The organism is Myxococcus sp. AS-1-15 (assembly GCF_020037055.1).
GTDB lineage: Bacteria > Myxococcota > Myxococcia > Myxococcales > Myxococcaceae > Myxococcus > Myxococcus fulvus.
Genome location: NZ_JAIQDF010000013.1, coordinates 159656 through 184880, shown reverse-complemented (window position 1 = coordinate 184880; position 25225 = coordinate 159656). Strand labels below are relative to the sequence as shown.

Annotated in this window: 14 protein-coding genes; 12 read left to right on the top strand and 2 right to left on the bottom strand. The window is 71.7% G+C overall.

All coding sequences use genetic code 11. The features are described 5' to 3' along the window. Positions 1-21: 21 nt before the first annotated feature. The 9 genes from K8625_RS30695 to K8625_RS30655 all read left to right on the top strand — a co-directional run bounded on the left by K8625_RS30695 (position 22) and on the right by K8625_RS30655 (position 13014). Positions 22-2274, top strand: coding sequence for a serine/threonine-protein kinase (locus K8625_RS30695; RefSeq protein WP_223784698.1), 2253 nt, complete (start codon positions 22-24; stop codon positions 2272-2274). Between the two features lie 378 nt (positions 2275-2652). Beyond that, positions 2653-3177: a MerR family transcriptional regulator gene (locus K8625_RS30690; RefSeq protein WP_223750101.1), complete on the top strand. Its 525-nt coding sequence runs from the start codon at positions 2653-2655 to the stop codon at positions 3175-3177. A gap of 55 nt (positions 3178-3232) precedes the next feature. Continuing rightward, complete coding sequence (locus K8625_RS30685) at positions 3233-3724, top strand: sigma factor-like helix-turn-helix DNA-binding protein (protein ID WP_141322767.1); 492 nt, start codon at positions 3233-3235, stop codon at positions 3722-3724. A 104-nt stretch (positions 3725-3828) separates the two neighbouring features. Next, positions 3829-5373, top strand: coding sequence for a bifunctional phosphoribosylaminoimidazolecarboxamide formyltransferase/IMP cyclohydrolase (gene purH / locus K8625_RS30680; protein WP_223750100.1), 1545 nt, complete (start codon positions 3829-3831; stop codon positions 5371-5373). 3 nt (positions 5374-5376) lie between these two features. Next, positions 5377-8211, top strand: coding sequence for a zinc-ribbon domain-containing protein (locus tag K8625_RS30675; protein ID WP_223784697.1), 2835 nt, complete (start codon positions 5377-5379; stop codon positions 8209-8211). 1 nt (position 8212) lies between these two features. Beyond that, positions 8213-9478 (top strand): phosphoribosylamine--glycine ligase, encoded by a 1266-nt coding sequence (gene purD, locus K8625_RS30670; protein ID WP_223784696.1) that lies wholly within the window; start codon positions 8213-8215, stop codon positions 9476-9478. Next, the gene (locus K8625_RS30665; protein ID WP_223750097.1) at positions 9475-10584 is read left to right on the top strand and encodes an LptF/LptG family permease; all 1110 of its coding nucleotides are present in this window, start codon (positions 9475-9477) and stop codon (positions 10582-10584) included. Before purD ends, K8625_RS30665 begins: the two co-directional genes overlap by 4 nt. Further along, the gene (locus K8625_RS30660) at positions 10581-11696 is read left to right on the top strand and encodes an LptF/LptG family permease (RefSeq protein ID WP_223750096.1); all 1116 of its coding nucleotides are present in this window, start codon (positions 10581-10583) and stop codon (positions 11694-11696) included. The genes K8625_RS30665 and K8625_RS30660 overlap by 4 nt, the downstream gene beginning before the upstream one ends. A 13-nt stretch (positions 11697-11709) precedes the next feature. Further along, positions 11710-13014 (top strand): O-antigen ligase, encoded by a 1305-nt coding sequence (locus K8625_RS30655; protein WP_255666073.1) that lies wholly within the window; start codon positions 11710-11712, stop codon positions 13012-13014. 162 nt (positions 13015-13176) lie between these two features. On the opposite strand, the gene K8625_RS30650 is transcribed toward K8625_RS30655, so the two are convergent. Further along, on the bottom strand, positions 13177-14292 hold the full coding sequence (locus K8625_RS30650; protein ID WP_370642000.1) for a glycosyltransferase family 4 protein: 1116 nt from the start codon (positions 14290-14292) through the stop codon (positions 13177-13179). Between the two features lie 82 nt (positions 14293-14374). On the opposite strand from K8625_RS30650, the gene K8625_RS30645 reads away from it, so the two are divergent. Then, positions 14375-15517: a glycosyltransferase gene (locus tag K8625_RS30645; RefSeq protein ID WP_223784694.1), complete on the top strand. Its 1143-nt coding sequence runs from the start codon at positions 14375-14377 to the stop codon at positions 15515-15517. A 218-nt stretch (positions 15518-15735) separates the two neighbouring features. Beyond that, the gene (locus K8625_RS30640; RefSeq protein ID WP_223750093.1) at positions 15736-17130 is read left to right on the top strand and encodes an undecaprenyl-phosphate glucose phosphotransferase; all 1395 of its coding nucleotides are present in this window, start codon (positions 15736-15738) and stop codon (positions 17128-17130) included. A gap of 97 nt (positions 17131-17227) precedes the next feature. Here K8625_RS30640 and K8625_RS30635 read toward each other — a convergent pair whose 3' ends face one another. Next, entirely contained in the window at positions 17228-19168 is a 1941-nt protein-coding gene (locus tag K8625_RS30635; protein ID WP_223784693.1) for a serine protease, read from the bottom strand. A gap of 335 nt (positions 19169-19503) precedes the next feature. On the opposite strand from K8625_RS30635, the gene K8625_RS44295 reads away from it, so the two are divergent. Then, the gene (locus tag K8625_RS44295) at positions 19504-25077 is read left to right on the top strand and encodes a hypothetical protein (protein ID WP_305070928.1); all 5574 of its coding nucleotides are present in this window, start codon (positions 19504-19506) and stop codon (positions 25075-25077) included. The last annotated feature ends 148 nt before the right edge of the window (positions 25078-25225 follow it).

The following is a 25225-nucleotide window of genomic DNA, read 5'->3' as shown; positions in this document are numbered from 1 at the left end:
GCACATGCTCCGGAAGCTCCCTTGACGCTCCTCGCCGGTACGCAGATCGGCAAGTACGTCGTCCGCCGCAAGCTCGCGGAGGGCGGGATGGCGGAGATCTACCTCTGCACCGCCCGGGGCGCGGAGGGCTTCGAGAAGGAAGTGGTCATCAAGCGGGTGCGCGCGTTCCTGGCGAGCGACCCGGAGTTCGTGGGGATGTTCATCGCGGAGGCCCGGCTGGCCTCGCGGCTCAACCACGCGAACGTGGTGCAGATCTTCGACTTCGACAAGCACGAGGACACGTACTACCTGGCGATGGAGTACGTGCGCGGCTGCTCGCTGTGGGAGCTGCGGCGCAAGTGCAAGGAGCTGATGGAGCCGATGCCGCCGATGCTGGTGGCGCACATCGGCGCGGAGGTCGCCCGGGGGCTGCACTACGCGCACCGGCTGAAGGTGAACGGGCACCCGCTGGACCTGGTGCACCGCGACGTGACGCCGCACAACGTGCTGCTCTCGTACGACGGCGCGGTGAAGCTGACGGACTTCGGCATCGCCAAGGCGGGCAAGAAGCTCACGCAGCCGGGGATGCTCAAGGGCAAGTTCGCGTACATGTCCCCGGAGCAGTCGCGGGGCGAGGATGTGGACTCGCGCACGGACCTGTTCGCGCTGGGCGTGGTGCTGTGGGAGATGCTGACGGGCGGGCGGCTGTTCGACGGGGACTCGGAGCTGGCGGTGCTGCGGGCGGTGCAGCACAGCGTCATCCCGCCCCCGGCGCGGCTCAACCCGGAGGTGCCCGCGGAGCTGGACGCGGTGGTGATGCGCGCGCTGGAGAGGGATCCGGCCGCGCGGTTCCAGACTGCGGGAGAACTGGAGCGCGCCCTGGCGCAGTGCGTGTTGCGGCACGCCCGCTCCGTGGATGACACGGACCTGGCGGGCTTCCTGCGGCGGCTGTTCCCCACGACGCCCACCATGGCGCTGCCCGCGGTGCAGGAGCGCACGCAGGTGCTGCCGGGCGAGCAGGGGCCCGAGGGTGACGACGAGGACGTCGCGCCGCTGGCTCCGGCGCGCAGGGAGCCCACCGCGGTGATGAGGCCGGGGCGGACGGGTGGGGCGCCGTCCTCGCCCGACGAGGACTTCGACGCGTCCACCTTCGTGCTGCCCCGGCGCGACGAGGCCGTGATGGAGGCGCCGCTCGTCCCGTTGCCGCCCATGGCCACGCCGATGATGCCGCTGCCGGCGGTGGCGTCGTCGCCGGTGCCTCGCAGGCCCACGCCGTCTTCGCTTCCGCCCGTGGCCTCGGTGCGCCCGAGCCGCCCGGAGGGGACCCCCTCGGCTGCGTTGCCGCTCGAGAAGGAGACCTCCGGCGTGTCGGCGGTGCCCGCTCGGACGCCGAGCCGTCCGGGCGACGTGGCCGCTGTCTCGCGACGGGACTCCCTCGCGGAGCATGACGACGCGGTCTCCGACGCGTCCGAGGGGGCGGCGACATCCTCGCCCCGGCCGGAGGGTGCTCCGGAGCCCGTCGGTGAGGGAGACTCGGGAGCCTGGGCGCAACGAGACGCGAGCCAGGGCCGTGCGCGGACCTCGACGGGCGGGAACCACGTCGCGGTGCCCGATGCGCGGGCAGGGGGGCCACAGTCCCTGTCGGGCAGTGAGGTCCCCACCGTCACGGATTCCTCGCCGGGCAGCGCTTCGACCTCGAAGTCGGGGCGGCCGAGGGCGTGGCTGCTCGTCGGCAGCCTGGGCCTGTCGCTGCTCGTGTCCGCCATCGTGGTGACCCAGGACCGATGGAGCCCGGTGCCGACGGGCGCGCAGACTCCTTCCTCCTCCGCGGTGAAGACTCCGCCCGAGGCCGTTCCCGCGCCGAGCGAGTTCAGCGCGCGGGGTGGCACGGGGCAGGCTCCCACCGCGCCGAAGTCCGACGTGGAGACCGGTGACGCCGCGAGCCCGGTGGTGGAGCCCTTGTCCGCCGATTCAGAGGCCGAGGTCGAGGGGATGAAGCGCGAGGAGGTGCTCGCGGCGGGACCGACTCCCTCGAGGGGAGGAGACTCCGTCCCCGAGCCCTCGTCGCAGGTCCCCGCGAGCACGGGCACGCTGCTCGTCCGGGCCACGCCGTATGCCACGGTCTTCCTCGACGGACGGAAGCTGGGCGAAGTCTCCGGCCGAGCGACCTTCAAGCTCGCGCCGGGCACCTACAAGCTGCTCTTCCATCATCCCGCGGGCGAGAAGCTCTTCGTCATCACCCTCTCCGCGGGCGGCACGGTGACGCGAGAGTTCCGACCGCCGCGCGGTCGTTGAACCTCCGCGGCGACGTCGCCCCCCGAAGCATCGCGTCGTCTCCGCCGCGCGCCGTGAGCTGACCCGGCCCGCCTGCATCCCCGTTCCGCCCTCGCGCCACGCGCGATGGAGCCTCGCTTCGTCCGCATCACTCCGCGTCCGAGTCGCACGCCGGGTCTCCCGTCACCCCGCGTCGCGCGTCGCCTCGTGGAAAACCGAGGGGTCCTCCGGGTCCGCGAGCACTCCGTTCGAAGCGCCGCTCGCTCGGGCGCGGGCGCACCCGCCGTCTTTCTCGAAAGCGTGAACAGGCCGACAGCACAACAGCCCTGTAGCTGTCTGCCTTGACACCGAATGGTCGTTTCTGGCACTCAGTGTCTTCTACTGAGTGGCTTATATTCAATGGAACCGATGGACCTGTTGGCTCCCGACGAGATTGCTCGGATCGAGCGCGAGAACGCGGGCGGTCTGCCCGCGAGCGCCATCCTTGAAATCTTTCGTCCGAGGGGCGTGAGGCTGTCGGAGGCGACCTTCCGCAAGTACGTCCAGGCGGGGTTGCTACCGAGGAGTCGCCGGGTGGGGCGGAAGGGGAAGCACCAGGGGAGCCTGGGGCTCTACCCCGTGGAAGCGGTGCGCCGGATCAATGTCATCAAGAAGATGATGGCGGAGGGGCACACCCTGGAGGACATCAAGAAGTCCTTCGTCTTCCACCGCAACCACATCGACCAGGTGGAACGCGACCTCGGCGGTCTATTGGATGGGCTCCAGGAGGAGTTGGGAGAGCGCGCCTTCGGGGGGGAGCATCGACGTTCGCTCGAGGCGGAGTTGGCAACGCTGCGGCAAAGAGCGCAGGATCTGGTCCGGGACGTGGCCCGGCTGGGCAGCGCGGTGACCGCACGCGAAGACGAAACGATGAGTTCGCAATAAGATGCCGGCCCTGCAACCGGTGGACCCGGTTAGACTGGCCTCACGTGGAGGGGACATGTCGGAAGTGAAGCAAGTGGAGGAGGGCGGAGACCAGGCGCAAGAGGACCTGGCGCAGGAGCGCCGACGGTCCAAGACGATGTCGCGCAAGGAGATGGCGCGTGATTTGCGCCGCCGTCGGCTCACCGGGCAGGTGGACCCGGAAGAGGCGGACCTGCTCAAGCAGATGGACGACACCCGGCCGCGCACGCGCGCGGACTGCGTGAACGGACCGCGTCCGTGCATGTTCGTCTCCTGCAAGCACAACCTGTATCTGGACGTGAACCCGGAGACGGGGTCCATCAAGCTCAACTTCCCGGACAAGGAGATCTGGGAGCTGGAGCACACCTGCGCCCTGGACGTGGCGGAGAAGGGCGGCATCACGCTCGAGGAGGTGGGGGAGATCATGAACCTCACCCGTGAGCGCATCCGCCAGGTGGAGACGCGCGGGCTGATGAAGCTGCGCGAGGCCACCGAGGCCGAGCCTCCTGTCTCGGCCCGCAAGCCCTGAATCGACCGGCGGCCTGGTGCCGCCAACGTCGCGCCGACGTGTTGCGTTGACACCCCAGGGGGTGGTTGCTAGTACCGCCGCTTCCCGCACACCGAGGCGCACACGTGCTGGCACTCCTCAGCGTTTCCGATAAGCGCGGTCTGGTTCCCTTCGCCCAGGGGCTGGTTCACCTGGGGTTCCGGTTGCTGTCGACGGGGGGAACCTTGGAGGCGCTCAAGGGCGCCGGCATCCCCGCCTCCCAGGTGTCCGAGCACACGCAGAGTCCCGAGATTCTCGGCGGCCGCGTGAAGACGCTCCACCCGCGCATCCACGGCGGCATCCTCGGCCGCCTGGAACTGGAGGCGGACCGCGAGGAGATGAAGGCACACGGCATCGAGCCCATCTCCCTGGTCGCGGTGAACCTGTATCCGTTCCGTCAGACGGTGGCGTCGGGCGCGGCGGAGGCGGACGTCATCGAGCAGATTGATATCGGCGGGCCGGCGATGGTGCGCGCCTCCGCGAAGAACTTCCGCCACGTGGCCGTGGTGGTGGACCCGGACGACTATCCGTCGGTGCTCGCGGAGCTGGAGCAGCACAAGGCGGTGGGCGAGGCGACGCGGCGCAAGCTGATGCGCAAGGCGTTCGCGCACACGGCGGCCTACGACGCGTCCATCTCCGCGTGGCTGTCCGCGCAGGCAAGCGAGCCCTTCCCCGGAGAGCTGTCGCTGTCGTTCAAGAAGGCGCAGGACCTGCGCTACGGGGAGAACCCGCACCAGCGCGGTGCTTTCTACCGCGAGCACTCGGCGCCCTCGGAGCCGACGGTGGGCTTCGCCAAGGTGCTCCAGGGCAAGGAGCTCTCGTACAACAACATCCTGGACCTGGACGCGGCGCTGGGCCTGGCGCTCGAGTTCGCCGAGCGGCCCGCCGCGGTCATCATCAAGCACAACACGCCGTGCGGCGTGGCAGTGGATGACGCGCTGGTGAAGGCGTACCGCACGGCGCGGGCGGTGGATGAGACCTCCGCGTTCGGCGGCATCGTGGCGTTCAACCGCGAGGTGGACGAGGCCACCGCGCAGGCGATGGCGGAGACGTTCCTGGAGGCGGTCATCGCCCCCTCGTACTCGCAGGCGGCGCTGCAGGTGCTGGCGGCCAAGAAGAACCTGCGGCTCTTGGAGGCGGGCGCGGCGCTCGCGTCTCCGACCGCGCGGCCAAGGGCCCAGCTGGACGGCCGGAGCGTGTCCGGAGGCCTGCTGCTGATGGACCGGGACGCGGTGGAGCCGGAGCTGGGGTGGAAGGTGGTGTCCAAGCGGGCCCCCACACCGGACGAGGAGCGCGCCCTGCGCTTCGCCTGGAAGGTGTGCAAGCACGTCAAGAGCAACGCCATCGTCTTCGCCTCGGGCAGCCAGCTGTTGGCGCAGGGCGGCGGACAGACGAATCGGGTGGACTCGGTCCGGATCGCGATGCAGCGCGGCGGAGCGGCCCTCCAGGGGAGCGCCGTGGCCTCGGACGCCTTCTTCCCCTTCCGGGACGGCCTGGACGAGGCGGCCCGGGCGGGTGCGACCTGCGTCATCCAGCCGGGCGGCTCTGTTCGGGATGCGGAGGTCATCGCCGCCGCGGACGAACATGGGATGGCCATGGTGGTGACCGGAGTGCGACACTTCCGGCACTGACTCATGCGCATCGTCTGCCAGAAATGCGCCGCCGCCTATGCCATCGATGATCGACTGATCACGGCAAAGGGCGTCCGCGCGCAATGTCCCCGCTGCCGCAACCTGCAGCTCGTCCGGCGGGATCCCTCGGCCGCGCCTTCACAGGACGCGCCAGCGGCCCCGTCACGTCCCGCGGCGCCCGCTTCCTCCGCGCCGCCTCCCGCGGATGACCTGTTCGGTGACTTCGGCGCCCCGGCGCCGACGCCCGCGCAGGCGCCCGCCGCTCCGGCCCGGCCCGCGAAGGCCGCGGCGCCGGAGGCCGACCTGTTCGGAGACTTCGGTGCGATGCCGGAGCCCTCGCCGAGCAGCGCGCCGCCGGTGGACCCGTTCGCCGACCTGGGCGGGCCCGCGCCGGCGCCCTCGGCGGGAGCGGATCCGCTGCTCGACTTCCTGGGGCCCGCGCCCACCTCGCCGCCCGCGCCCGTGGCTCGCATCTCCTCGGAGCCCGGCGCGGTGCCTGTCTCCGTGGCGCCGCCGCGTCCCGCCGCGCCTCCGCCCGCCGCTGCCGCCGCGCCGAAGCCGGCGACGATGGGGTGCCGCACCTGCAACAAGCCGCTCGTCGACCCGTTCGACCAGGCGCTCGGCATCTGTGATGCGTGCCGTCAGCGCGAGTCCGCGGGCAGTGCGCCCAAGTCGGCCGCGCCCGTCGCTGCTCCGGGAAGCATGGACTTCCTGCCCCCGCTCACCGCGCCCGAGGAGGGTGGGGTGGACGCCTCGCTGGGGCAGAGCATGCGGGACGACGTGAGCTCGATGCGGGGCCCGCCCGCGCCGGAGCTGGGCGCGGAGCCGCGCAGTGGCAAGCGCGCCGCGGCGCGTCCGCCGTCCAACGTGCGCTCGGGCTCCGCGCAGAAGCAGGGCTCGTCGGGCGGTGGGGGGCGCTGGGGCTTGGTGGGCGGGCTGGTGCTCGTGCTCGGTGGCGCGGGGGTGGGCGGCTACTTCTACCTGCAGCATCAGGAAGAGGCGCGGCAGGCGGCCGCGACGCCCGTCGTGGCGCCCATCCCCGAGGTCATCCAGACGGTGCTCCCGCGCTGGAAGCTGAAGTACCTGGAGCTGGAGGGCACGAGCGCGCAGCGACTCGAGGACGGCCGGCGGCAGCTGGCCCGCGAGGAGCGCTCCGCGTACACGGAGGCCGAGGAGTCCTTCCAGCAGGCGTTGTTGCTGGACCCTCGCAGCGACGAGGCCATCGCGGGCTATGTCCAGTCGCTCGCGCTGGGGCGCGGCGCGGGGTTGGATGACGGGGCCTTCAAGGAGGCGAGCGAGCTGGTCGAGGCCGCCCAGTCGCGCGCGGGGCGCGTGCCCCAGCTGCTCCTGGCGGAGGCGAACCTGTTGCTGACGCGCTCGCGGCAGAGCGCGCCGCGTGAGCGGGCCCGGGTGCTGGCGGAGGAGTCGCTGGCGCACGCGAAGGCGACGGATGCGCAGAAGGCGGAGGCGCATCTGGTGATGGGCCGCGTCTACCTGTCGTCGTCCGGGGGGCTGGCGGACCAGCAGTTCGGCATGGCGCAGAAGCTCGCCCCGGACCTCAAGCGCATCCAGTACTACCGGGCGCTCGCGCACGAGTCCGCGGGTGAGTACAAGCTCGCGCTGGAGACGCTGCGCAAGCGCCTGACGGCGGACCCCCGGGACTGGGACAGCCTGGCGGCCACGTCACGCATCTACCAGGAGGTCGGTGAGCCGCAGGAGGCGCGCAAGCTGTACGAGGCGCGCGTGAAGGCGGACCCCGGGGAGCTGCGGGCGCTGCTGCCGCTCGCGGTGCTGCGCTATCAGGCGGAGGGCAATGCCGCCGCGGGCGTGCGAGAGCTGCGGGCGCTGTTGAAGACGCGCGAGCGCCATGACCACCGCGACGTGGCGCAGGTGCTCGTGCACCTGGCCGCCGCAGAGCGCGCCGCGGGCAACAGCGACGCGGGCGTGAAGGCCGCGGAAGAGGCGCTGGGCCTGGCGAAGGAGCTGCCCGAGGCGCACCTGCAGGTCTTCCTGGTGGCGCTGGAGCAGCGCGACGCGGCGAAGGCGCGCAAGCACCTGGATGGCATCAAGGGTCGGCTCGAGGACCGCGCGCTGGAGGCGGTGCTGGAGGGCCGCCTGCTGCTCCTGGAGAAGAAGCCCCTGGAGTCCCTGGAGCGCTTCCAGACGGCGACGAGCCTGGATGCGCGGCGGCTGGACGCGCAGTTGCTGGCCGGCGTGGCCGAGGCCGCGGCGAAGCGGAGCACGGAGGCGTTCCGGGTGCTGAAGCAGGCCCTGGCGGCGGACCCGCTGCGGCTGGAGCCCCGGCCCGTGAGCACGCGCTTCTGGCTGCGGCCCGCGGAGACGGTGAGGGGCGTGGAGGGCACCATCCTCGCGCTCGCGCAGAACCCCGATGACCCGGGCCCCTCCCTCTACGAGGGGGTTCTGCGCTTCCATCAGGGGGATCTGGACGCGGCGGACCGGCACCTGCGCGACGTGCTGGAGTCGGACGCGAACAACGCGGACGCGCTGGCGTACCGCTCGCTCATCGCCTCGCGCAAGGGCAACACCACGGAGGCGCGGGCGCTGTCGGCGCGCGCGGTGTCGGCGGGGCGGCAGCACCCGGTGGCGCACCTGGCGCATGGCTGGGCGCTGGCGGACGGCCGTCAGGTGGAGCCCGCCAAGCGCGCGCTGCGGGATGCGCTGGGGTTGTCCCCCACGCTCTGGTCCGCGAGGGTGCGGCTGGCGGAGCTGGAGTCCACGCAGCGGCGAGCCGAGGCGCGCAAGGAACTCGTGAGCGTGGTGGGGTTGGACCCCGAGTACCTCCCCGCCAAACGGATGCTCTACCTGTTGGACAGATGAGGTGGATGTGAAGGTCCTGTTGCTGGGTTCCGGAGGCCGTGAGCACGCGCTGGCGTGGAAGCTGTCGCAGAGCCCGCGCCTGACGCGGCTGTGGTGTGCCCCGGGCAACCCGGGCACCGCGAAGCTGGCCACGAACGTGCCGGTGAAGGCGGACTCTCCGGACGAGGTGGTGGCGCTCGCGAAGCGCGAGTCGGTGGACCTGGTGGTGGTGGGGCCGGAGGCGCCGCTGGTGGCGGGAGTGGCGGACGCGCTGGCGAAGGCGGGCATCGCCTGCTTCGGACCGGTGGCGGGCGCAGCGCTCATCGAGGGCTCCAAGGCCTTCGCCAAGGAGATCATGGCCGAGGCGGGCGTGCCCACGGCGGCCTTCCGGACCTTCACGGACGCGGCGGAGGCGGAGGCCTACGCGGTGGCGCAGGGCCGCATCGTCGTCAAGGCGGACGGGCTGGCCGCGGGCAAGGGCGTCATCGTCGCGCATGACGTGGAGGCCGCGCGCGAGGCGGTGCGGGCCGTGGCGGCCCTGGGCTCGTCGGGTCAGCGCATGGTGCTGGAGGAGCTGCTCGAGGGCGAGGAGGTCTCCGCCATGGCGCTCTGCGACGGCGAGCGCTACGTGATGCTGCCCCTGTCACAGGACCACAAGCGCGTGGGGGATGGCGACACCGGTCCGAACACGGGCGGCATGGGGGCCTACAGCCCGGCGCCCTTCCTGGACGCGCGGCAGCTGGCGGAGGTGGGCGAGAGCGTCATCGCGCCCACGCTGGCGGTGCTGCGTCGGCGCGGGCTTGCGTTCCGGGGCGTGCTGTACGCGGGGCTGATGCTCACGCGGAGCGGCCCCAAGGTGCTGGAGTTCAACGCGCGCTTCGGAGACCCGGAGACGCAGGTGTTGATGATGCAGCTGGGTGAGGACCTGCTGCCGCTGGTGGATGCGTGCGCGCGGGGGCAGCTGGAGTCGAGGCCGCTGGTGGCCGCGTCCGGCGCTTCGGTGGGCGTGGTGGTGGCGGCGGAGGGGTATCCCGAGTCACCGCGCAAGGGGCAGCGCATCGACGGGGTGGACGCGGTGCCGGCGGACGCGTTGGTGTTCATCGCGGGCGCGGAGGAGCGGGGTGGGGCGCTGGTGACCAGTGGCGGACGCGTGCTGACGGTGTGCGCCCGGGGCGAGGACCTGGCGCGGGCGCGGGAGCGCGCCTACGCGGCGGTGGAGGCGATCCGCTTCGAGGGCATGCACTTCCGTCGTGACATCGGCGCGAAGGGGCTGAAGGCGACGTCGTGACGCGCATCTCGCGTTATCTGCTCAAGGAGCTGCTGGTGCCGCTCGGTGTCTGGGTGGCCTTCATGTTCCTGCTGCTCTTCGTGATGCAGTTCCTGCGGGGCACGGACGTGCTCTTGGGTTCGTCCGTGACGCTGACGGACCTGGGCCGGCTGGTGGCGTACCTGACGCCGCACTTCCTGATGATGGCGCTGCCCATCGCCTTCCTGCTGGCCATCCTGCTGGGGCTGGGGCGGCTGGGCGAGGACCGCGAGCTGACGGCGCTCCAGGCGTTGGGCGTGGGGCCCTCGCGGCTGCTCGCGGCGCCCATGGGCATCGCGGTGGCGCTCAGCGCGCTCATGCTGCTCATCACCTCCACCGCGCAGCCGTGGGGGCTCACCGGCGTGAAGGAGCTGGTGAGCGAGGTCATCCGCAAGAACGTCGTGGGCGACGTGAAGTCGGGGACCTTCTACGAGGACCTGAGTGACCTGACGCTGTACGCGGAGAAGGTGTCCGCGGACGGCAAGTGGACGAACGTGCTGCTGCACGATGACCGCGAGGCGAGCTCGCCCCTGCTCGTGCTGGCGCATCGCGGACAGGTGGGCACGTCCAACAGCGGCGAGGTGCTGCGCTTCGCGCTGGAGGACGGCGAGGTGCACCGCTCCGGGCGCGCGAGCGAGGACTACAGCGTCATCCACTTCGATGGCGCGGAGATCAGCGTGGGCGTGGGTGCGTCCATGGGCAAGCGGGGCCGCTTCACCTCCGCGAAGGAGGAGCTGACGCCGGTGGAGTTGATGCAGGCGGCGAGCGAGGCGGAGGCGCAGGGCGGCGACGCGCGAGGCTTCCGGATGGCGCTGCACAGCCGGTTGGGGGGCGCGCTGGCGCCCATCGCGTTCGCGCTGCTGGGCACGCCGCTGGCCATCGGTCGGCGACAGGCGGGCCGCGCGTGGGGCTACCTGCTGACGCTGGGTGGCTACGTCCTGTACTACCTGCTCAGCCGGGCCTTCGAGCAGCTGGGACAGCAGGGCAAGCTGCCGGCGGCGCTCGCGGGACAGCTGGCCAATGTCGTGTTCATGGTGGTGGGGGCGGTGGCCCTGTATCGGGTGAGCCGCTCGGGGACGGTCCGGTGAGACTGACGCTCTTCGGCTATGTGCTGCGGACGTACGTGCGCTTCGCGCTGGGAATCCTCGGCGGCCTGGTGCTCGTGTTCGTGGTGGTGGACTTCGTGGACCGGGCGAAGACGTACACGGGCCCGGGCTGGGTGACGGACGCGGCGAAGCTCTACGGCTACAAGGCGCTGATGGCCGTCCAGCAGCTGGGGCCGGCCGCGCTGCTGTTGGCCGCGGGCACCACGGTGTCCGCGCTGCGCAAGCAGGGGGAGGTGACGGCCATCCGCGCGCTGACCTTCGGCCCCTCCGCGCTGTACATGCCGGTGCTGGCGTTCGGCTTGTTGGCCTGCTCGGGCCTGGTGGTCTTCGACGAGGTCGTGGCGACGCACGCCGGGCGCCGCGTGGACGAAATCACCACCCAGCGCTTCAACCGCTGGGGGGACTGGCGCTTCTACTACACGCCGAAGCAGTGGTTCCGCCGAGGGGACCGCATCTTCTTCCTCCGCGCGGGCAGCGCGCAGGAGGGCTTCCAGGATGTGTCCATCTTCACCCTGTCGCGCGAGTTCGAGCTGCGAAGCCGACTGGACGCGGCGCGCATGGAGTGGCTGGACGGCAACCGCTGGCGACTGACGGGCGTGGTGGAGCGCACGTTCAGCGGGGAGCAGGACACGGCGGTGAAGAGCCTGGAGAGCGCGGAGTACGAGCTGGGCATCGCCGCCTCGGCCTTCCGCATCCGCCCGGGCCGTCCGGAGCAGATGCGCGTGCGGGAGCTGCGCGAGCAGATCGTCGCGCGGCGCGAGGTGGGGCTCGCCACCAAGCAGTTCGAGCTCGCGCTGCACAACCGCTTCGCCTATCCGCTGGCGGCGCTGCCGGCCGCGCTGCTGGGGGTGGGGCTGGCGCTGCGAAACAGCCGCAAGGGCCACCTCACCGCCGCCATCGTCGAGGGCCTGCTCGTGGCGGTGGGCATGTGGGGCCTGATGATGGTGTGCCGCACGTTGGTGCTGACGGAGCGCCTGTCACCCCCGGTGGCGGCGTGGACACCCCCCGTCATCCTCGTGCTGGTGGCCGCCGCGCTCTGGCTCCGTCGGGAGGGGTTTCTTCACGTGCCCCGTCGTTGGCTCGCCGTGAGATAGCGTGAACCCCCTCATGGACCAACCCTCCCAGCCCCGGCTGGAGATTCTTCTTCGTCGCGTCGTGGCCGGAGTGCTGCTCGCCTGGGCCGTGGGACTCGTGCTGGCGGAGGTCGTGCTGCAGGTGGCCGCGTCCGCCGCGGTGCTGCTCTCGCTGGTGCTGTTGGCGAAGCGGAGGCTCGTGCTCGCCAGGGACGTGCGCGCGTATGTCCTGGCGAGCGTGGCCTTGTGCGCGTGGCAGGTGGTGTCGCCCGCGCTCGCGCTCATGACGGGCGCGGCGGCGGCGTGGCCGCGGAGCTCCCGCTACGGGCAGGTGCTCGACTCGGTGGCGGGCGCGGCGGTGGCGTGCGTGGGCTCGGTGGGGGTGCCCTGGTTGGCGCTTGCCGGGACGGTGTTGGGCGGGTGGTTGTTCGCGGCGGGCCTGGGCATCTTCCAGAACCGCGTGCGCTGGCCCTGGGAGCCCCCCGCGTTCCTGAAGCTGAACCTGGCCCGGCTGCACGAGAACTTCGGCACGGAGGCCTCACCGCGCTACGCGGCGGGCGGCATCTTCTTCCACCGGTTGCGCTTCGCGCACGGCGCCATCGCCGCGCTGGGGCCCGCGCTGGCCATCCTCGGAGGCTCCGAGGTCGCGCGCCGTCGGCTGCTGGCGGGCGTGGTGGTGCTGGGCATGTTGGTGTCCATCTACAACGCGTTCGCGCGCGCGGCGCTCGGCGCGGCGTTGATGGTGAGCGTGGTGGCGCTGCTGCTGCTCGTGAGCGGCCTGGCGCGCAGGGTGGGGCTGGGGCTCATCGCCGGATTGATTGTCGTCGTGCTCGCGTCTCCCGCGTGGCGCGCGCGCCTGGGGAAGGCGGCGGACAACATCTACGGCGGCGAGCGCGAGCTGGCGATGACGGTGGGTTGGAGCCTCGTCCAGGACCACCCCTGGGTGGGCGTGGGCTTCGGCAACCACAAGGCGGCGGTGCTCGCGCGGCAGGACGAGTCGGGCATCACGGACCTGCTGGCCACGGACTCGCACAACCTCTGGCTCACGGTGTGGGCCGAGACGGGGCTGGTGGGGCTGGTGTTGATGCTCACGGTGCACGGCCTGTTGGGCTGGGCGCTCATCCGTCGACACCGCGCGGGGTCGATCGCGGCCACCGGCGCGCTGCTGTCGTTCGTGGGCTTCCACATCCTCGCGCTCGTGCACTACCTGCCGTTCCACTCCAGCGTGCACCTGTCGTTCGCGCTCGTGTGGGGACTGGGGCTGTGCGAGGGGAGCGGGGTGCTTCGCGGCGCGGCGCCACGTCGGCCCGCCGCGCCGGCGCCCGCCGCGCGCGAGTGAGGTCCGAGCGGCGTTGCGTGTCGCCGCCCTGCCTCGGCCTGGCGCGTCGTCGCGTGTCAGGGCTTTTCCATGGCTCGCGCCATGAATTGCTTCGAGGCCGCGTGAGGAACAGGTGTCGCCGCCCGCGGGATGCGACGTGCAGGCGTGACGTCGGTCGACTCCTCAGGTCGTGGAGGGCGCGCGGTTCTCGAGGACACGCCGGTACACGGCGACGGTGCGCCGAGCACACTCGTCCCAGGTGAAGCGCGCGGCGCGCTCGCGTCCCAGCTCCGTCAACTCCGCGCGCAGCGCATCGTCGCGCAGGACTCGCAGCGTCGCCTCGCGCCAGGCGTGCGGGTCATCCGGAGGCAGCCTCAGCGCGGCGCCCCCCACCACCTCGGGCAGCGCCGTCGCGTCCGCCGCGAGCACCGGGCACCCGGTCGCCATCGCCTCGAGCGCGGGCAGCCCGAAGCCCTCGTACTTCGAGGGCAACAGCAGCGCCGCCGCGGCGCCATAGAACAGCGGCATCTGAGACTCGGGCAGCTCCTCGAGGTCCAGGACGTTCTCGTGCAGCCCCAGCTCGTGCGCCACCGCGCCCTTGCCGGCCAGCAGGACGATGGGCACCGGCAGGTCCGCGGCGAAGTGGCGCAGCAGCTCCAGGTTCTTGAACCGCTTCGCGTTGCCCACCGCGGCCACGTAGCGCGCGGGCAGCTCGTGCCGCTCGCGGAACGCGCGGGCCTCCACCGGGGACGGCGGCTGGAAGCTCGGGTCCACGCCGTTGTGGATCACCTGCAGCCGATAGGGCGACAGCCCCAGGTGTCGCGCCAGCTCCTCGCGGGAGAACTCGGACACCGTCACCAGCGCCGAGGCCCGCCTCGCGCGAGGCCCCACCACCAGCCGGTAGTAGAGCGCCTGCGCCGGCGTGTACTCGCGGGCGAGCGCGACGTGGTTGGCATCATGCAGCGTGGCGACCAGCGGACCGCGCCAGAACAGCGGCAGCGAGAACGACGTGGCGTGGAAGACGTCCGGTGACAGCTTCGTCAGCTCCGCCGCCAGCGCGGCCTGCTCCACCGGCGAGAGGAAGCCCGCGAGCGAGCGGTGCAGCGGCATCCGGGGCGCGAGCACCCCCAGGTCCGAGGGGAGCCCCTCGGGTGGCACCAGCGCGGAGAAGCGCAGGTCCGGCGCGAGGAGCGGCACACGTCGCGCCAGCTCCAGCGCGTAGCGAGCGATTCCATGCAGCCGGCCGCGCACCATGCGCAGGTCGAGGAGGACTTGAGCCACGCTTCCCGCGTACCACACGCGCGGCCCTCGTGGGGGCAGGCAGCCACCTGCTTCATGTTGCTGGCCGTGCACGGCATGGGGGGTGCTAGAAGCCGCCCTCGTGAAGGTCGCCCTGGTCCACGATTGGTTGGTCACCCACCGCGGGGGAGAGCGCGTGCTCGACGCGCTCTGCGAAGCACTGCCCGACGCGGACATCTACACCCTCATCCACCAGCCGGGCACCCAGTCCCCCGCCATCGAGTCCCGGCGCATCTTCACCTCGTTCCTCCAGCACATCCCCGGTGTCCACGGCCGCTACCGGCACCTGCTGCCCCTGATGCCCCGGGCCATCGAGTCGCTGCGCCTCCAGGGGCACTACGACCTGGTGCTGTCCTCCAGCCACTGCGTGGCCAAGGGCCTGCGCGCGCCCGCGGGGGTGCCGCACCTGAGCTACGTGCACGCGCCCATGCGGTACATGTGGGATTTGTTCGACGACTACTTCGGCCCCGGCCGCGCCCGGCTGCCCGTGCGCGCGGCGGCGCACGCGGTGCGGCCCTGGCTGCGGCGCTGGGACCGTGCCTCGGCGGCGCGCGTGGACCGCTTCGTGGCCAATAGCCACCACGTCGCCGCCAAGCTCCAGCGCTTCTGGGGGCGCGAGGCCACCGTCGTGCATCCCCCGGTGGACCTGGAGCGCTTCACCCGGTCGCCGCTGGAGGGCGGGGGACGCGGCGGATACTTCCTGTGGCTCGGCGCCTTCGCGCCCTACAAGCGGCTGGACATCGCGCTCGAGGCCTTCCGCGAGCTGGGCGTTCCCCTCTGGGTGGTGGGCACCGGCCAGGAGGCCGCGCGGCTCACCTCCGGCGCTCCGCCGCCGAACATCCGCTTCCTGGGCAACGTCTCCGATGACGCCCTGCCGTCCTTGTACCGGGACGCCCGCGCCCTCATCTTCACGCCCGAGGAGGACTTCGGCATCACCCCGCTGGAGGCCCAGGCCACCGGCCGCCCCGTCATCGCCTTCGCCAAGGGCGGCGCGTTGGAGACGGTGAACAGCCGCACCGGACTGTTCTTTTCAGAACAGACACCCGCGTCGTTGTCGGAGGCCGTCCGCCGCTTCGATTCCTGGGAAGCGAGCTTCAGTCCCCGAGAGGCCCGCTCGCAGGCCGAGCGCTTCAGCCGCCAGTCCTTCCAGCAGGCGATGCTCCGCGAAGTGGAGTCGCTCCTCAGCCTGTCGACGAAATCCACAACCCGCGCCACGACGGTGTGACGCGGCTGTCATCCCCACCTCCGTCTTTCATCGACGGGCTGTGTCCTCTGCCCACCATTGTCCAGCCGGGGTGGAGGTAACCCATTGGTTTCACGCGTTTTTCCGTGTTAGGAGGCCGTCTCGTCAGAGGGAGTCGGGCAGGACGCGTGCTCGTCGGACCAGGGTGCGAGTCTTGCAGTGGGGTGGCGCCCCGTTGACCAGGTTACAGGAGTCTAGGCGTGTTCAGTCGTCTCCAGCGCTTCTACACGTCCATCAAGGTTGTCGCGGACATGGTGATGCTCGCGCTGGCGTTCGCCTTGGCGTACGCCACGCGGTTCTCGGGCATCGTCCCCGTCACGGAGGGCATCCCTCCCTGGGAGGACTCGTTCGTCTTCCTGCTGATGCTGCTGGTCATCTTCCCGGTGACCTTCAAGCAGTCGCGGCTGTACGCGGCCATCCGCTCCCGGACGAACACCGGTGAGGTGTTCGAGGTCTTCAAGTCCACCATCACCGCGACGCTCATCCTGGTGGCGGTGACCTACTTCGTGCGCGAGCGCTACTCGCGCCTGACGCTGGTCATCTTCGTCGTCTACGCCTTCGTGCTGGTCACGTGCAGCCGGCTGGCGTTCCGCTACGTGCTCAGCGAGGTGCGCCGGCGGGGCCACAACCTGAAGTCCATCCTCGTCATCGGCGCGGGGGAGCTGGGCCAGCGCGTGGTGGAGACGGTGGAGGTCCACAAGGAGCTGGGCTTCCGGGTGACGGGCCTTCTGTCGCTGCGGCCGGAGAAGGTGGGCCAGTACGTCAACGGCGTGCGCGTGATTGGCCACGTGGGCGACGTGGAGCGCGTGCTGGACGCGCACCCGGTGGACCAGGTCATCCTCGCGCTGCCGCTGCAGGAGCAGGCCCACGTCAAGCAGCTCATGGAGCAGCTGGCGCTGCGCACCGTGGACGTCCGCGTCGTCCCGGACCTCTACCAGTACATCACCCTGTATGGCGGCCTGGAGGAGTTCGGCGGCCTGCCCATCATCCGGCTGCAGGGCGACCCGATGGAGGGCTGGAGCCGGGTGGCCAAGCGGGCGTTCGACATCCTCTTCTCGCTCCTGGCCATCCTCGCCACCTCGCCGCTCATCCTGGCCACCGCGATCGCCGTGCGGCTGACCAGCCGCGGGCCGGTGCTCTATCGCCAGGAGCGCATGGGGATGGACGGGCGCACCTTCTCCATCCTCAAGTTCCGCACCATGCGCGTGGACGCCGAGCACTCCGGGGCGATGATGGCGCGCAAGGACGACCCGCGCCGCACCGTCATCGGCACGTTCCTGCGCAAGTACTCGCTGGATGAGCTGCCGCAGTTCTTCAACGTGCTGACGGGGGACATGAGCCTCGTGGGCCCTCGCCCCGAGCGCCCCGTCTTCATCGAGGAGTTCAAGCGCCAGATTCCGCGCTACCACCTGCGGCACAAGGTGAAGGCGGGCATCACCGGCTGGGCGCAGATCAACGGCCTGCGCGGCCAGACGTGCATCGAGAAGCGCATCGAGTACGACCTGTACTACATCGAGAACTGGTCGCTGTTGATGGACCTGAAGATCCTCGTGCGCACCGCGCTCGGCGGCTTCCTCTCGAAGAACGCCTACTGACGTCGGGAGGGCGAGCGGGCCTCGGAAATCCGAGGCCCCCTCCCGCGCCGGGCCGTGGAATTCCGAGGGCCCGACGCGCCGTGGAACCGGACCCGCGCTACTGGAGGTTCCAGACCACCGTGCCGCTGCAGGTCCCGCTGGTGTAGCAGCCCGCGCGAATCTGGACCGTGCCGTTGGCGGTGGCGGTGTAGCTCACGCTGGAGCCCCGGCCCCCGCACGCGTCATCGTTCGCCGCGACCTGCGCCCCGTTGCCGTAGAGGCGCAGGAAGGTGTCCCCGCTGAAGGACGTGTTCGGCAGGCCGCAGGTGGCCACCAGGAGCGTCTGGCCCGCGGCGACGACGACATCCCGGTTGGTGGTGTTGCGCTGGGCGCTGTCGGTGTTCGTCCCGTTGTACTGGAAGGTGCCGGAGGTGGGGGGCGTGGGGGGATTGCCTCCGCCGGAGACCTCCCACACCACGGTGCCGCCGCAGCTCCCGTTGGCGTAGCAGCCCGCGCGCACCTCGTACTCTCCGGTGACGGTGGCGACGTGGGTGATGCTGGAGCCGCGGCCTCCACAGGCGTCGTCGTTGGCGGCCACGGAGGCGCCGGACGGGTTGTGCAGGCGCAGATAGGTGTCCCCGGAGGTCTTCGCTCCCGTCAGGCCGCAGGTGGCCACGGTGAGCGTCTGGCCGGCGGTGAGGACGATGCGCTTGTTGGTCGTGTTCTGCTGGGCGTCGCTGGTGTTGGAGGCCGTGTACACGAAGGAGTTGGCCGGCGGAGGCGGCTCCTCCGGGGGCGGCGTGCCGTCGCCGTTGGGGTTGGGGCAGCCGGCGGCGGGCAGGGCGCACGTGGGCAGGTTCGCTCCCAGGTGGCTGATGACGGCCTGGATGGGGACGCCGCGGTTGGGGCAGTTGGCGCAGTGGTGCAGCGACACCACCAGGTGGTCGCCATGGCCAATCACGGGGGAGCCCGAGGAGCCGCCCTGCGTGTCCGCGAAGTAGCCCACGTCGTTGGGGCCGCCAGACTGGCAGGACGGCTCGTTGAGGCTGTAGACCTCCGCGAAGCCGGACGCGTCCGAGGCGTCCGTGGAGGCGACGGCGATCTTCTTCCCGTACCCGGCGGGGTGCTGCGGGACGTAGATGCGCTCGTTCACCACCGCGCCCGAGCCGCGAAGCTGCAGGTAGCCGAAGCTGTTGGTGGGATTCATCGCCAGCCGCACCAGCGCGTAGTCACGGGGCGCGTCCGCCTGGACCAGGGTGCCGCCGGAGATGACGTGGCCGGGGCAGCCGAACCAGCTGCCGCAGCTCGTGGCGCAGCTGGCGCCCTCCGCCATGAACTCGAAGTCGGTGTTCTGCGCGTCGCTCGCGGTGGCGATGCAGTGCTGGTTCGTCATGACGTGACCCTGGCTGCCCACGAGCCAACCGGTGCACGCGCTGGAGCCGCCGATGAGCAGGCGCGCCACGGGGCGGGCGCGGCCATAGAGGGTGGGGTCGCTGGCGGCGTAACAGGGCGCCCAGCGCGAGTCGTCCGCGCCACACACGGCCTTGTTCAGCTCGGAGGTGAAGCCCATCTCCTCGTTGGTGTAGCCGCGCGCGAACCGGTCGATGCTGTAGCCGTGCTGGTTCAGGATGCCCTGGCGGCCGGGGTGGTCCGCGCTGTGCAGTTCGATGATGGCCGTGTCGCCGGGGATGTGCAGGGCCCAGAAGCCGTCGCGCGCGCCGGGGTGGCGGTTGTCGTAGCGCTTGGAGCGCGAGCCGTCCGGGGCGCGCACCACGACGAAGTCGCCTTCCGCGAGTTCCAGCCGCTCGAAGTGCGCGGCGATGTACGCGGCGCCCGGGTGGGTGATGACGTCGGTGTGGAGCGGACCGCTTCGTGTGCGCAGCTCCGGGGTGGCGTAGGGATGGGCCGACTCGAAACGCCGGTGCACGTCTTCGCCGACCTTCGTGGCGCGCTGGGAGGCGGGCGACACGGTCGCCTCACACACGGGCGCCGAGGCCAGCGCCGCCGGCGCGCTGAGCGACAGCGCGGCGACGAGACCTGCGAGCTGGAATCGTTTCATCGGTTCTCCTGCAGGGGATGGGACTTCGCAGCGTGGGCTGCACGCACCGTTATAGCGGCAGTCACGTAGGGCCCCGACTCGCAGTTGAGTACCCGGTTGCAACAAGGCGATGGGATGTGGGCCTGGCGGCGTTTGCCGGGAGCAAGGGTCCTGGACGCGGAACTGACACTGTCTCGGGGGGAGGGCAGGCAGGTTGGGCGCCCGTCTGATTTCACACGGAGCGCGATTGTTGCCGCCGGGTTGTGTGCGAGGTACCCGCGGACCTGGGCGAAATGACGCGAGGGCGCACGGGGGCCGGTCCGGTGTGGGGCGAAGCCGTCTAGACTCCGGGAGGCATGGCCGAAAAGCTCGGAGCAATCCTGGTCCGCAAGGGCCTCCTCTCGCAGGCGCAGCTCGACGAAGCCCTGAAGGCACAGCTCATCTACGGTGGGCGGCTGGGCTCCATCCTCGTCGAGCTGGAGATGCTGGACATCGACACCCTGGCGATGGTGCTGGGGGAGCAGACCCGCTACCCGGTGGCGCAGGAGGCCGACTTCGAGGCCGTCACGGACGCGACGCTCACGTTGCTTCCGGCGGCGCTCGCGGAGAAGCACCTGGCCTTCCCGCTGGGACAGGAGGGGCGCCGGCTGAGGGTGGCCATGGCGAGCCCCTTCGAAATCCAGCACACGGACGCGCTGGGGTTCATCACGGGCCTGCGAATCCTCCCGCACATCACGCCCGAGCTGCGGCTGTTCCACTACCAGGCCCAGCGCTATGGCATCCGGCGCGAGTCGCGCTCGTTGAGCATGGCGACGGCCCGGCGGTTGGCTCCGGCGCCGCCGCCTCGTCCCGCGGCCCCGCCCGTGCAGACGCGGGGCGGGGTGGTGGAGCAGCCCGAGTCTCCGCCCCCGCCCGCGCCCGTGCGGGCCGCTCCGGGGACGGAGGGGATGTTCGGTGGATTGGCGCCCGGGCAGTTCCTGAGTGACGACTCTGACGACGCGACGACGGAAGAGACGCCGTGGACGGGAGCGAGCCCGGTGCTGGCGCCAACGGGGGGGCTGCTGGGGGATGCGTCGGAGGCGCCCGCGGCGGTGGTGACGAAGTCCGGGCCACCGGTGCTGGGGCCCGCGGCGTCGGCCCGGCCTCCGGGGCCGCCCCAGTTGGCGTCCGTGGACGCGGCGCGAGGGGCTCGGCCGTCGGGGCCTCCGCCTCGGCTCGCGCCGGCGGAGCCGCCTCGGCTGGCTCCGGCGATTCCTCCCGCGCCGATTGAGGAGGCGGAGGAGATCGAACCCGAGGAGGAGTTCGAGGCGGCGGAGGAAATCGAGCCCACCGAGGAGCTCGATGTGGTGGACACCGAGGAGGTGCTCGAAGGGGTGATGGAGGAGGTGGTGGAGACTCCCGCCCCGAGGAGCCCGGTGCTCGCCGGCAACCCCGAGGGACAGGGGGGACAATCCGCTCAACCGCCGGGCATGGTGTCGCGACAGTCCGCGGGGCAGTGGTCTCCGGTCCAACCTCCGGGGTTGGCCCGGGCGGCGGGGCCTGGTGGCGCGGGGCTGCCTCCGGTTCGTGGACCTGGAGCCGGAGGCGCACCCGTGGAGCCGCAGGCGCCGGTGTCTCCGGCGATGGCCGCGCGACCGCCGTCTGCTCCCGGTGGAGTCGTGGAGGCCGCTGCCTCGGGACCGCAGGGTGGGATTCCTTCGGGGATGGGGGCTGCGGCGCGGCCGTCCGCTGCCGCGGGTGGCATTGCCGAGCCGGCCGTGGCGACGCAGGGGGCGGTGCCTTTGGGGCCCGTGGCGGGACCGGGAGCGCGGCCGCAGCCGGGCCTGGGCGCTCCGGTGGTGGCTCCGTCCGCGGCGCCTCAAGGCGCGAAGCCGCCTGCGTCACCGGGATGGGGACCGGCCGCCGCGCCAGGCGCAAGGCCTCCTCCGAACACCGGCGCGCCGGGGGGCCCAGGGGCTGTCCCGCCGGGGCTCGCAAGTGCCCGGCCGTCGGGGGTGGGGATTCCCGTCGTGTCCGGTGCGCAGGGACCTGTTCCTCCAGGGATGAGCGGAGCGAGACCTCCGTCGAGCGCGGGCACGGCCGTGGTTCCTGGCCCTGTGCCTCCTGGGATGCCGGGTGGACCGGGCCCCCTGGGGCCGCCTGGGATGCCGGGCGCGCGTCCTCCCTCGAGCAGTGGAGTGCCCTCGGTGCAGGGGGCTGTTCCGCCCAGGGCGCCTGGAGGTGGACCTGTCGCCGGTGGACCTGGTGGGCCCCCTGGAATGATGGGGGCCCGGCCTCCGTCGAGCAGCGGCATGCCTTCCGTTCAGGGAGGGCCTCCTGTTCCGGGTGGACCCGGAGCGGGAGGTCAGGGGCTGCCGCCTGGAATGGTGGCGAGACCCGCGCAGGGCGTGGGCGGGCCGCCTCCGGGACCAGGGGCGCCGCCGATGCCTGGGGCCGCGCCTGCTCCGGGGTCGATGGGGGGGCCTGGCTCCGCACCTCCTGGGATGATGAACGCTCGGCCTCCGTCGGGGCCCGTGCCTCCTGGGATGACGGGGGCACGGCCTCCGTCGCGTACGGGAGTTCCCACGGTGCCCGGGCCCGTGCCTCCTGGGATGGGACCTCGTCCTCCGCAGGGAGCGGGCGGTCCGGGACCGCAGGGGCCGGTGCCTCCGGGTGTCGTGGGGACGCGTCCTTCGAACCCGGGCATGCCGAGCATGGGGGCCCCACAAGGCCCCGTGCCTCCAGGCATGTCGGGTGCGCGCCCTCCCTCGGGAACGGGCTTCCCCACGGTCCCCGGACCACCGCACGGTGCGATGCCTCCCGGAATGCAAGGGGGACGACCTCCCTCGATGTCCGGAGGACCCGGAGCGCCACCGCCTCCAGGAACGGTGCGTCCGCCCCAGCCCATGGGCGGCATGACTCCCGAAGTGGGTGGTGCAGCGCCGCGCCCGTCGATGGGGCCGCAGCCGCCTCCGGGCATGAAGGGAATCGCCGCGCCACAACCTCCGGGGATGGCGCCAAGAGGAGCGCCACCGCACGCCGCCGCCAGCTCCGTTCCGTCGAGCATCGGACCCGCAACGCCTTCGGTCGGCGATGTCTCGCAGGCTCCTCCGAGCGCGCTCGATGCGCGCGTGGAGTCTGAGTCGGGTCCGGAGATTCTCTCCACGGAGGACAGCCAGTCCGCTTCGGGCCCGGATGCCTCCGTGGCCGGAGCGGTCCTCGATGGAGGCGCGCTCGAAGTCTCCAGCGAGGTGCTCAGCGCTCGCGAAGGCAGTCAGGCGCAAGCCTCGGATGGCTCCGAGGTCTCCGCGGTTCGTGGGGGTGGAGCACCTGGGGTCCCTCAAGCGGGGCACAGCGCTCTCGACGATGGGCCGGCGAAGGCCGCGGATGCCTCCGAGGTCTCGTCGGTTCGCGAGGCAGACGCACGTGACGCCTCTCCAGCGGCGCTCGGTGCTCTCGACGATGGACCTGCGCAAGTGGCGGGGCTCGCGTCGTCGAACACGCAGGGGCTGGACGATGCGGCCGCAGCAGCGAGTCCTCCGACGGCATCGGGCTCGGCTCCAGCGCTGAACGTCGAAGCCGCGAGCGACCCGACACGGGGGGACGTGTCCGAGGAGGAGCTCCCTCCTGGGGAACGTGCCGCGGAGAAGTCGCCGCAGGCCACGACGTCCGACGTCTCCGAGTCACCGTGGAGTGAGGGTGACGCGGGTGCTCGAACTGAGCCTGCGCCGAGCGGCGAAGTCGCCTCGCACGAGACCGTCGCCAAGCACCCCGAGCCGTTGAGCGGAGCGCAGACGCACCTCGCGCAACCCCGTGTGGCGGACGAACGCATCGAGGCACGTGATAACGCGCAGGTCGATGGGGTCGAGCCCGCCTCATCGCATGAGGCCGGTGCCACGTCGCGCGCGGCCCACCCGCTCGAAGGAGAGGGCGCGGCTGCGACGACCGATGTGCCGGTCCCTGCCCGACTGGAGGAACACGTCACTCCCGCGGACAAGGACGCAGCCGCATCGTCGTCCGAGGATGCCGAGGCGGTTCGGCTCTCCACTCCTGAAGAAGTCGGGGAGGGCGCGGTGGTGGCGCCGTCCACCACGGGCTCCGATGTGCCGACGCTGGACGGGGCCGCACCAGCTGATGTCGAGACGGTTTCGGACGTGGCCCTCGCCTCGGTGATTGCCTCCGCGCCGTTCGCGGTCGAATCGCAGACAGCACAGGGCAGTTCGCTCCAGACGGTCGAGGTCGATTCGAGCGCCGCGGCTTCCGACCGTGCGCCTTCCGCGCGTCCCGTGGCGGAGGGTGTCTCCGGGGCGGACGGCCGCATCACCGGCCAGGACGCGAGCCCGCTTGATGACTGGGGTGATGTCGCGCAGCCGGAGTCGAAGGTCACGGGGGCTTCCGTGAATGTGGAGCCTGCCGCGCGAGAGGCGAGGACCACGCCGGAAGAGCGCCGAGCTGTCGACGAGTCGTCCCAAACCGTCGCGCGGTCTTCCAGCGAGGTCTCCACGCTCGAGCCGAGCGTTGATGCCCCTTCCATCTCCGCGCAGTCCGATGACAGCGCAGCGCCTGAGGTGCCTCTCACATCGACCACCGGGTCGGCTGCACGAGCGCTCCAGACCGCCGCGCTATCGAACGACGCGACAGAGACGCGCAACGCGGAGACGTCGAGCGCTCCCGAGGTCCAGTCGTCCTCCGCGGTGGCCTACCTCGACGAAACCGAGGTGAAGCCTCACTCCGAGGTCCCGTCGTCACCGGAGGTCCCCGAGGCCGAGCACTCGGGCGCCGCCGCATCCGACAGCACGGAAGCGCCGTCGGTCGAACACTGGAAGCTCATGAAGGCAACGCTCGGTGACGCGAGCCCGGTTGCCCAGGACACGCCAGCCTCCGCGATTGACTCGGGTGCGTCGTCCTCCGTGCCCGTCGAGGGCGACGTGGGGGAGACCCTGACCCTCGAGGCCGCGGGCACGATGCTCGCGTCCCACGGTGAGTCCTCCGGCTCCGCGACCGTGGCTTCGGCTCCCGTGGATCCACCGTCACCCAGTCCCCACTCGGGCGCCGAGGTGATTGCCCTGCGCGAGCCCCAGGTGCCCGACGCGGAGCCCACGCCCTCGGCGCCGCCCCCCAGGCCCGTCCCGCAGCGCCGCGCGGCCATCGAGTTGGACGAACTTCCAGCGGCGGACGATGCGCCGATGCAGCTCGCGTCCACGTGGGAGTTCGTCGGGTGGCAGGGGGCCGAAGGCAACGGAACCATCGGTCACTCCGCGGAGAACACGTGGGAGGACCGCGCGGTGGACCTCGAGGGCAACGCTCGTCCGGCGGCGCCAGCGGGCGCCACCACGGAGCTTCCCCTCGCCTCCGCCTGGGACTTCATCCAGCAGCCCTGGCAGCCCCAGGCCCGTGCTCCCTCGGAGGCACTGACGACGCTGCTGGCCGCCGCGGACGAGTCCACTCCAGACGCGAGCCCCGACGGCCCCAGGGTCTCCGCGGACCAGGTCCTCACGGCGCTCGATGACGTCGGCTCACAAGGCGTGCTCGGCAAGGTGTTGATCGCCTACTGCGCGGGTCGATTCCAGCGAGCCTTCCTGCTCGGGGAGAGTTTCGGGCTCGTGCGCGTCGGCCATGCATGGGGGCCGGGGAGTGACAGCCCCGCGGTGGCCTCGCTCAAGGTGGACCTGGAGGCCCCGTCGCTGCTCGTGTCCGCGCTCGGCCAGCTGGGGCCCAGCAGCTTCGATGCTCCGTCCTGCGTCCAGGACGAGGCCATCTTCGCCGCGCTCGGTGGGCCCACGTCACACCTGCTCGTCGTCCCCATCCGCGCCCGTGGGCGTCCCGTGGCGTTCGTCGTCGCGGATTCGGGAGGCGCGCAGGTGGCCACCACGACGCTCGACGAGCTGACGCGAGTGTCCGCGAAGGCTTCGGAGGTCTACGACCGGCTGCCCGCGACCCGGGCGGACTGAGCCACGCATCGTCCGCTCCCGCGCGAGGTCCCGCATCCACGGACCTCGCGCCCCAAGTGGGCACGGCGGGCGTACCGCGCCACCCGCGTGGCCGCCGCCGCGAGCGCGAGAACAGCGAGGGCCCCGGAAGCAGCGCTCCGGAGCCCTC

Excerpts from the sequence above, each read along its gene's own strand:
- K8625_RS30690 (WP_223750101.1), top strand. The coding sequence starts at position 2,653 with ATGGAACCGATGGACCTGTTGGCTCCCGACGAGATTGCTCGGATCGAG.
- K8625_RS30685 (WP_141322767.1), top strand. The coding sequence starts at position 3,233 with ATGTCGGAAGTGAAGCAAGTGGAGGAGGGCGGAGACCAGGCGCAAGAG.
- K8625_RS30675 (WP_223784697.1), top strand. The coding sequence starts at position 5,377 with ATGCGCATCGTCTGCCAGAAATGCGCCGCCGCCTATGCCATCGATGAT.
- K8625_RS30655 (WP_255666073.1), top strand. The coding sequence starts at position 11,710 with ATGGACCAACCCTCCCAGCCCCGGCTGGAGATTCTTCTTCGTCGCGTC.
- K8625_RS30635 (WP_223784693.1), bottom strand. The coding sequence starts at position 19,168 with ATGAAACGATTCCAGCTCGCAGGTCTCGTCGCCGCGCTGTCGCTCAGC.
- K8625_RS44295 (WP_305070928.1), top strand. The coding sequence starts at position 19,504 with ATGGCCGAAAAGCTCGGAGCAATCCTGGTCCGCAAGGGCCTCCTCTCG.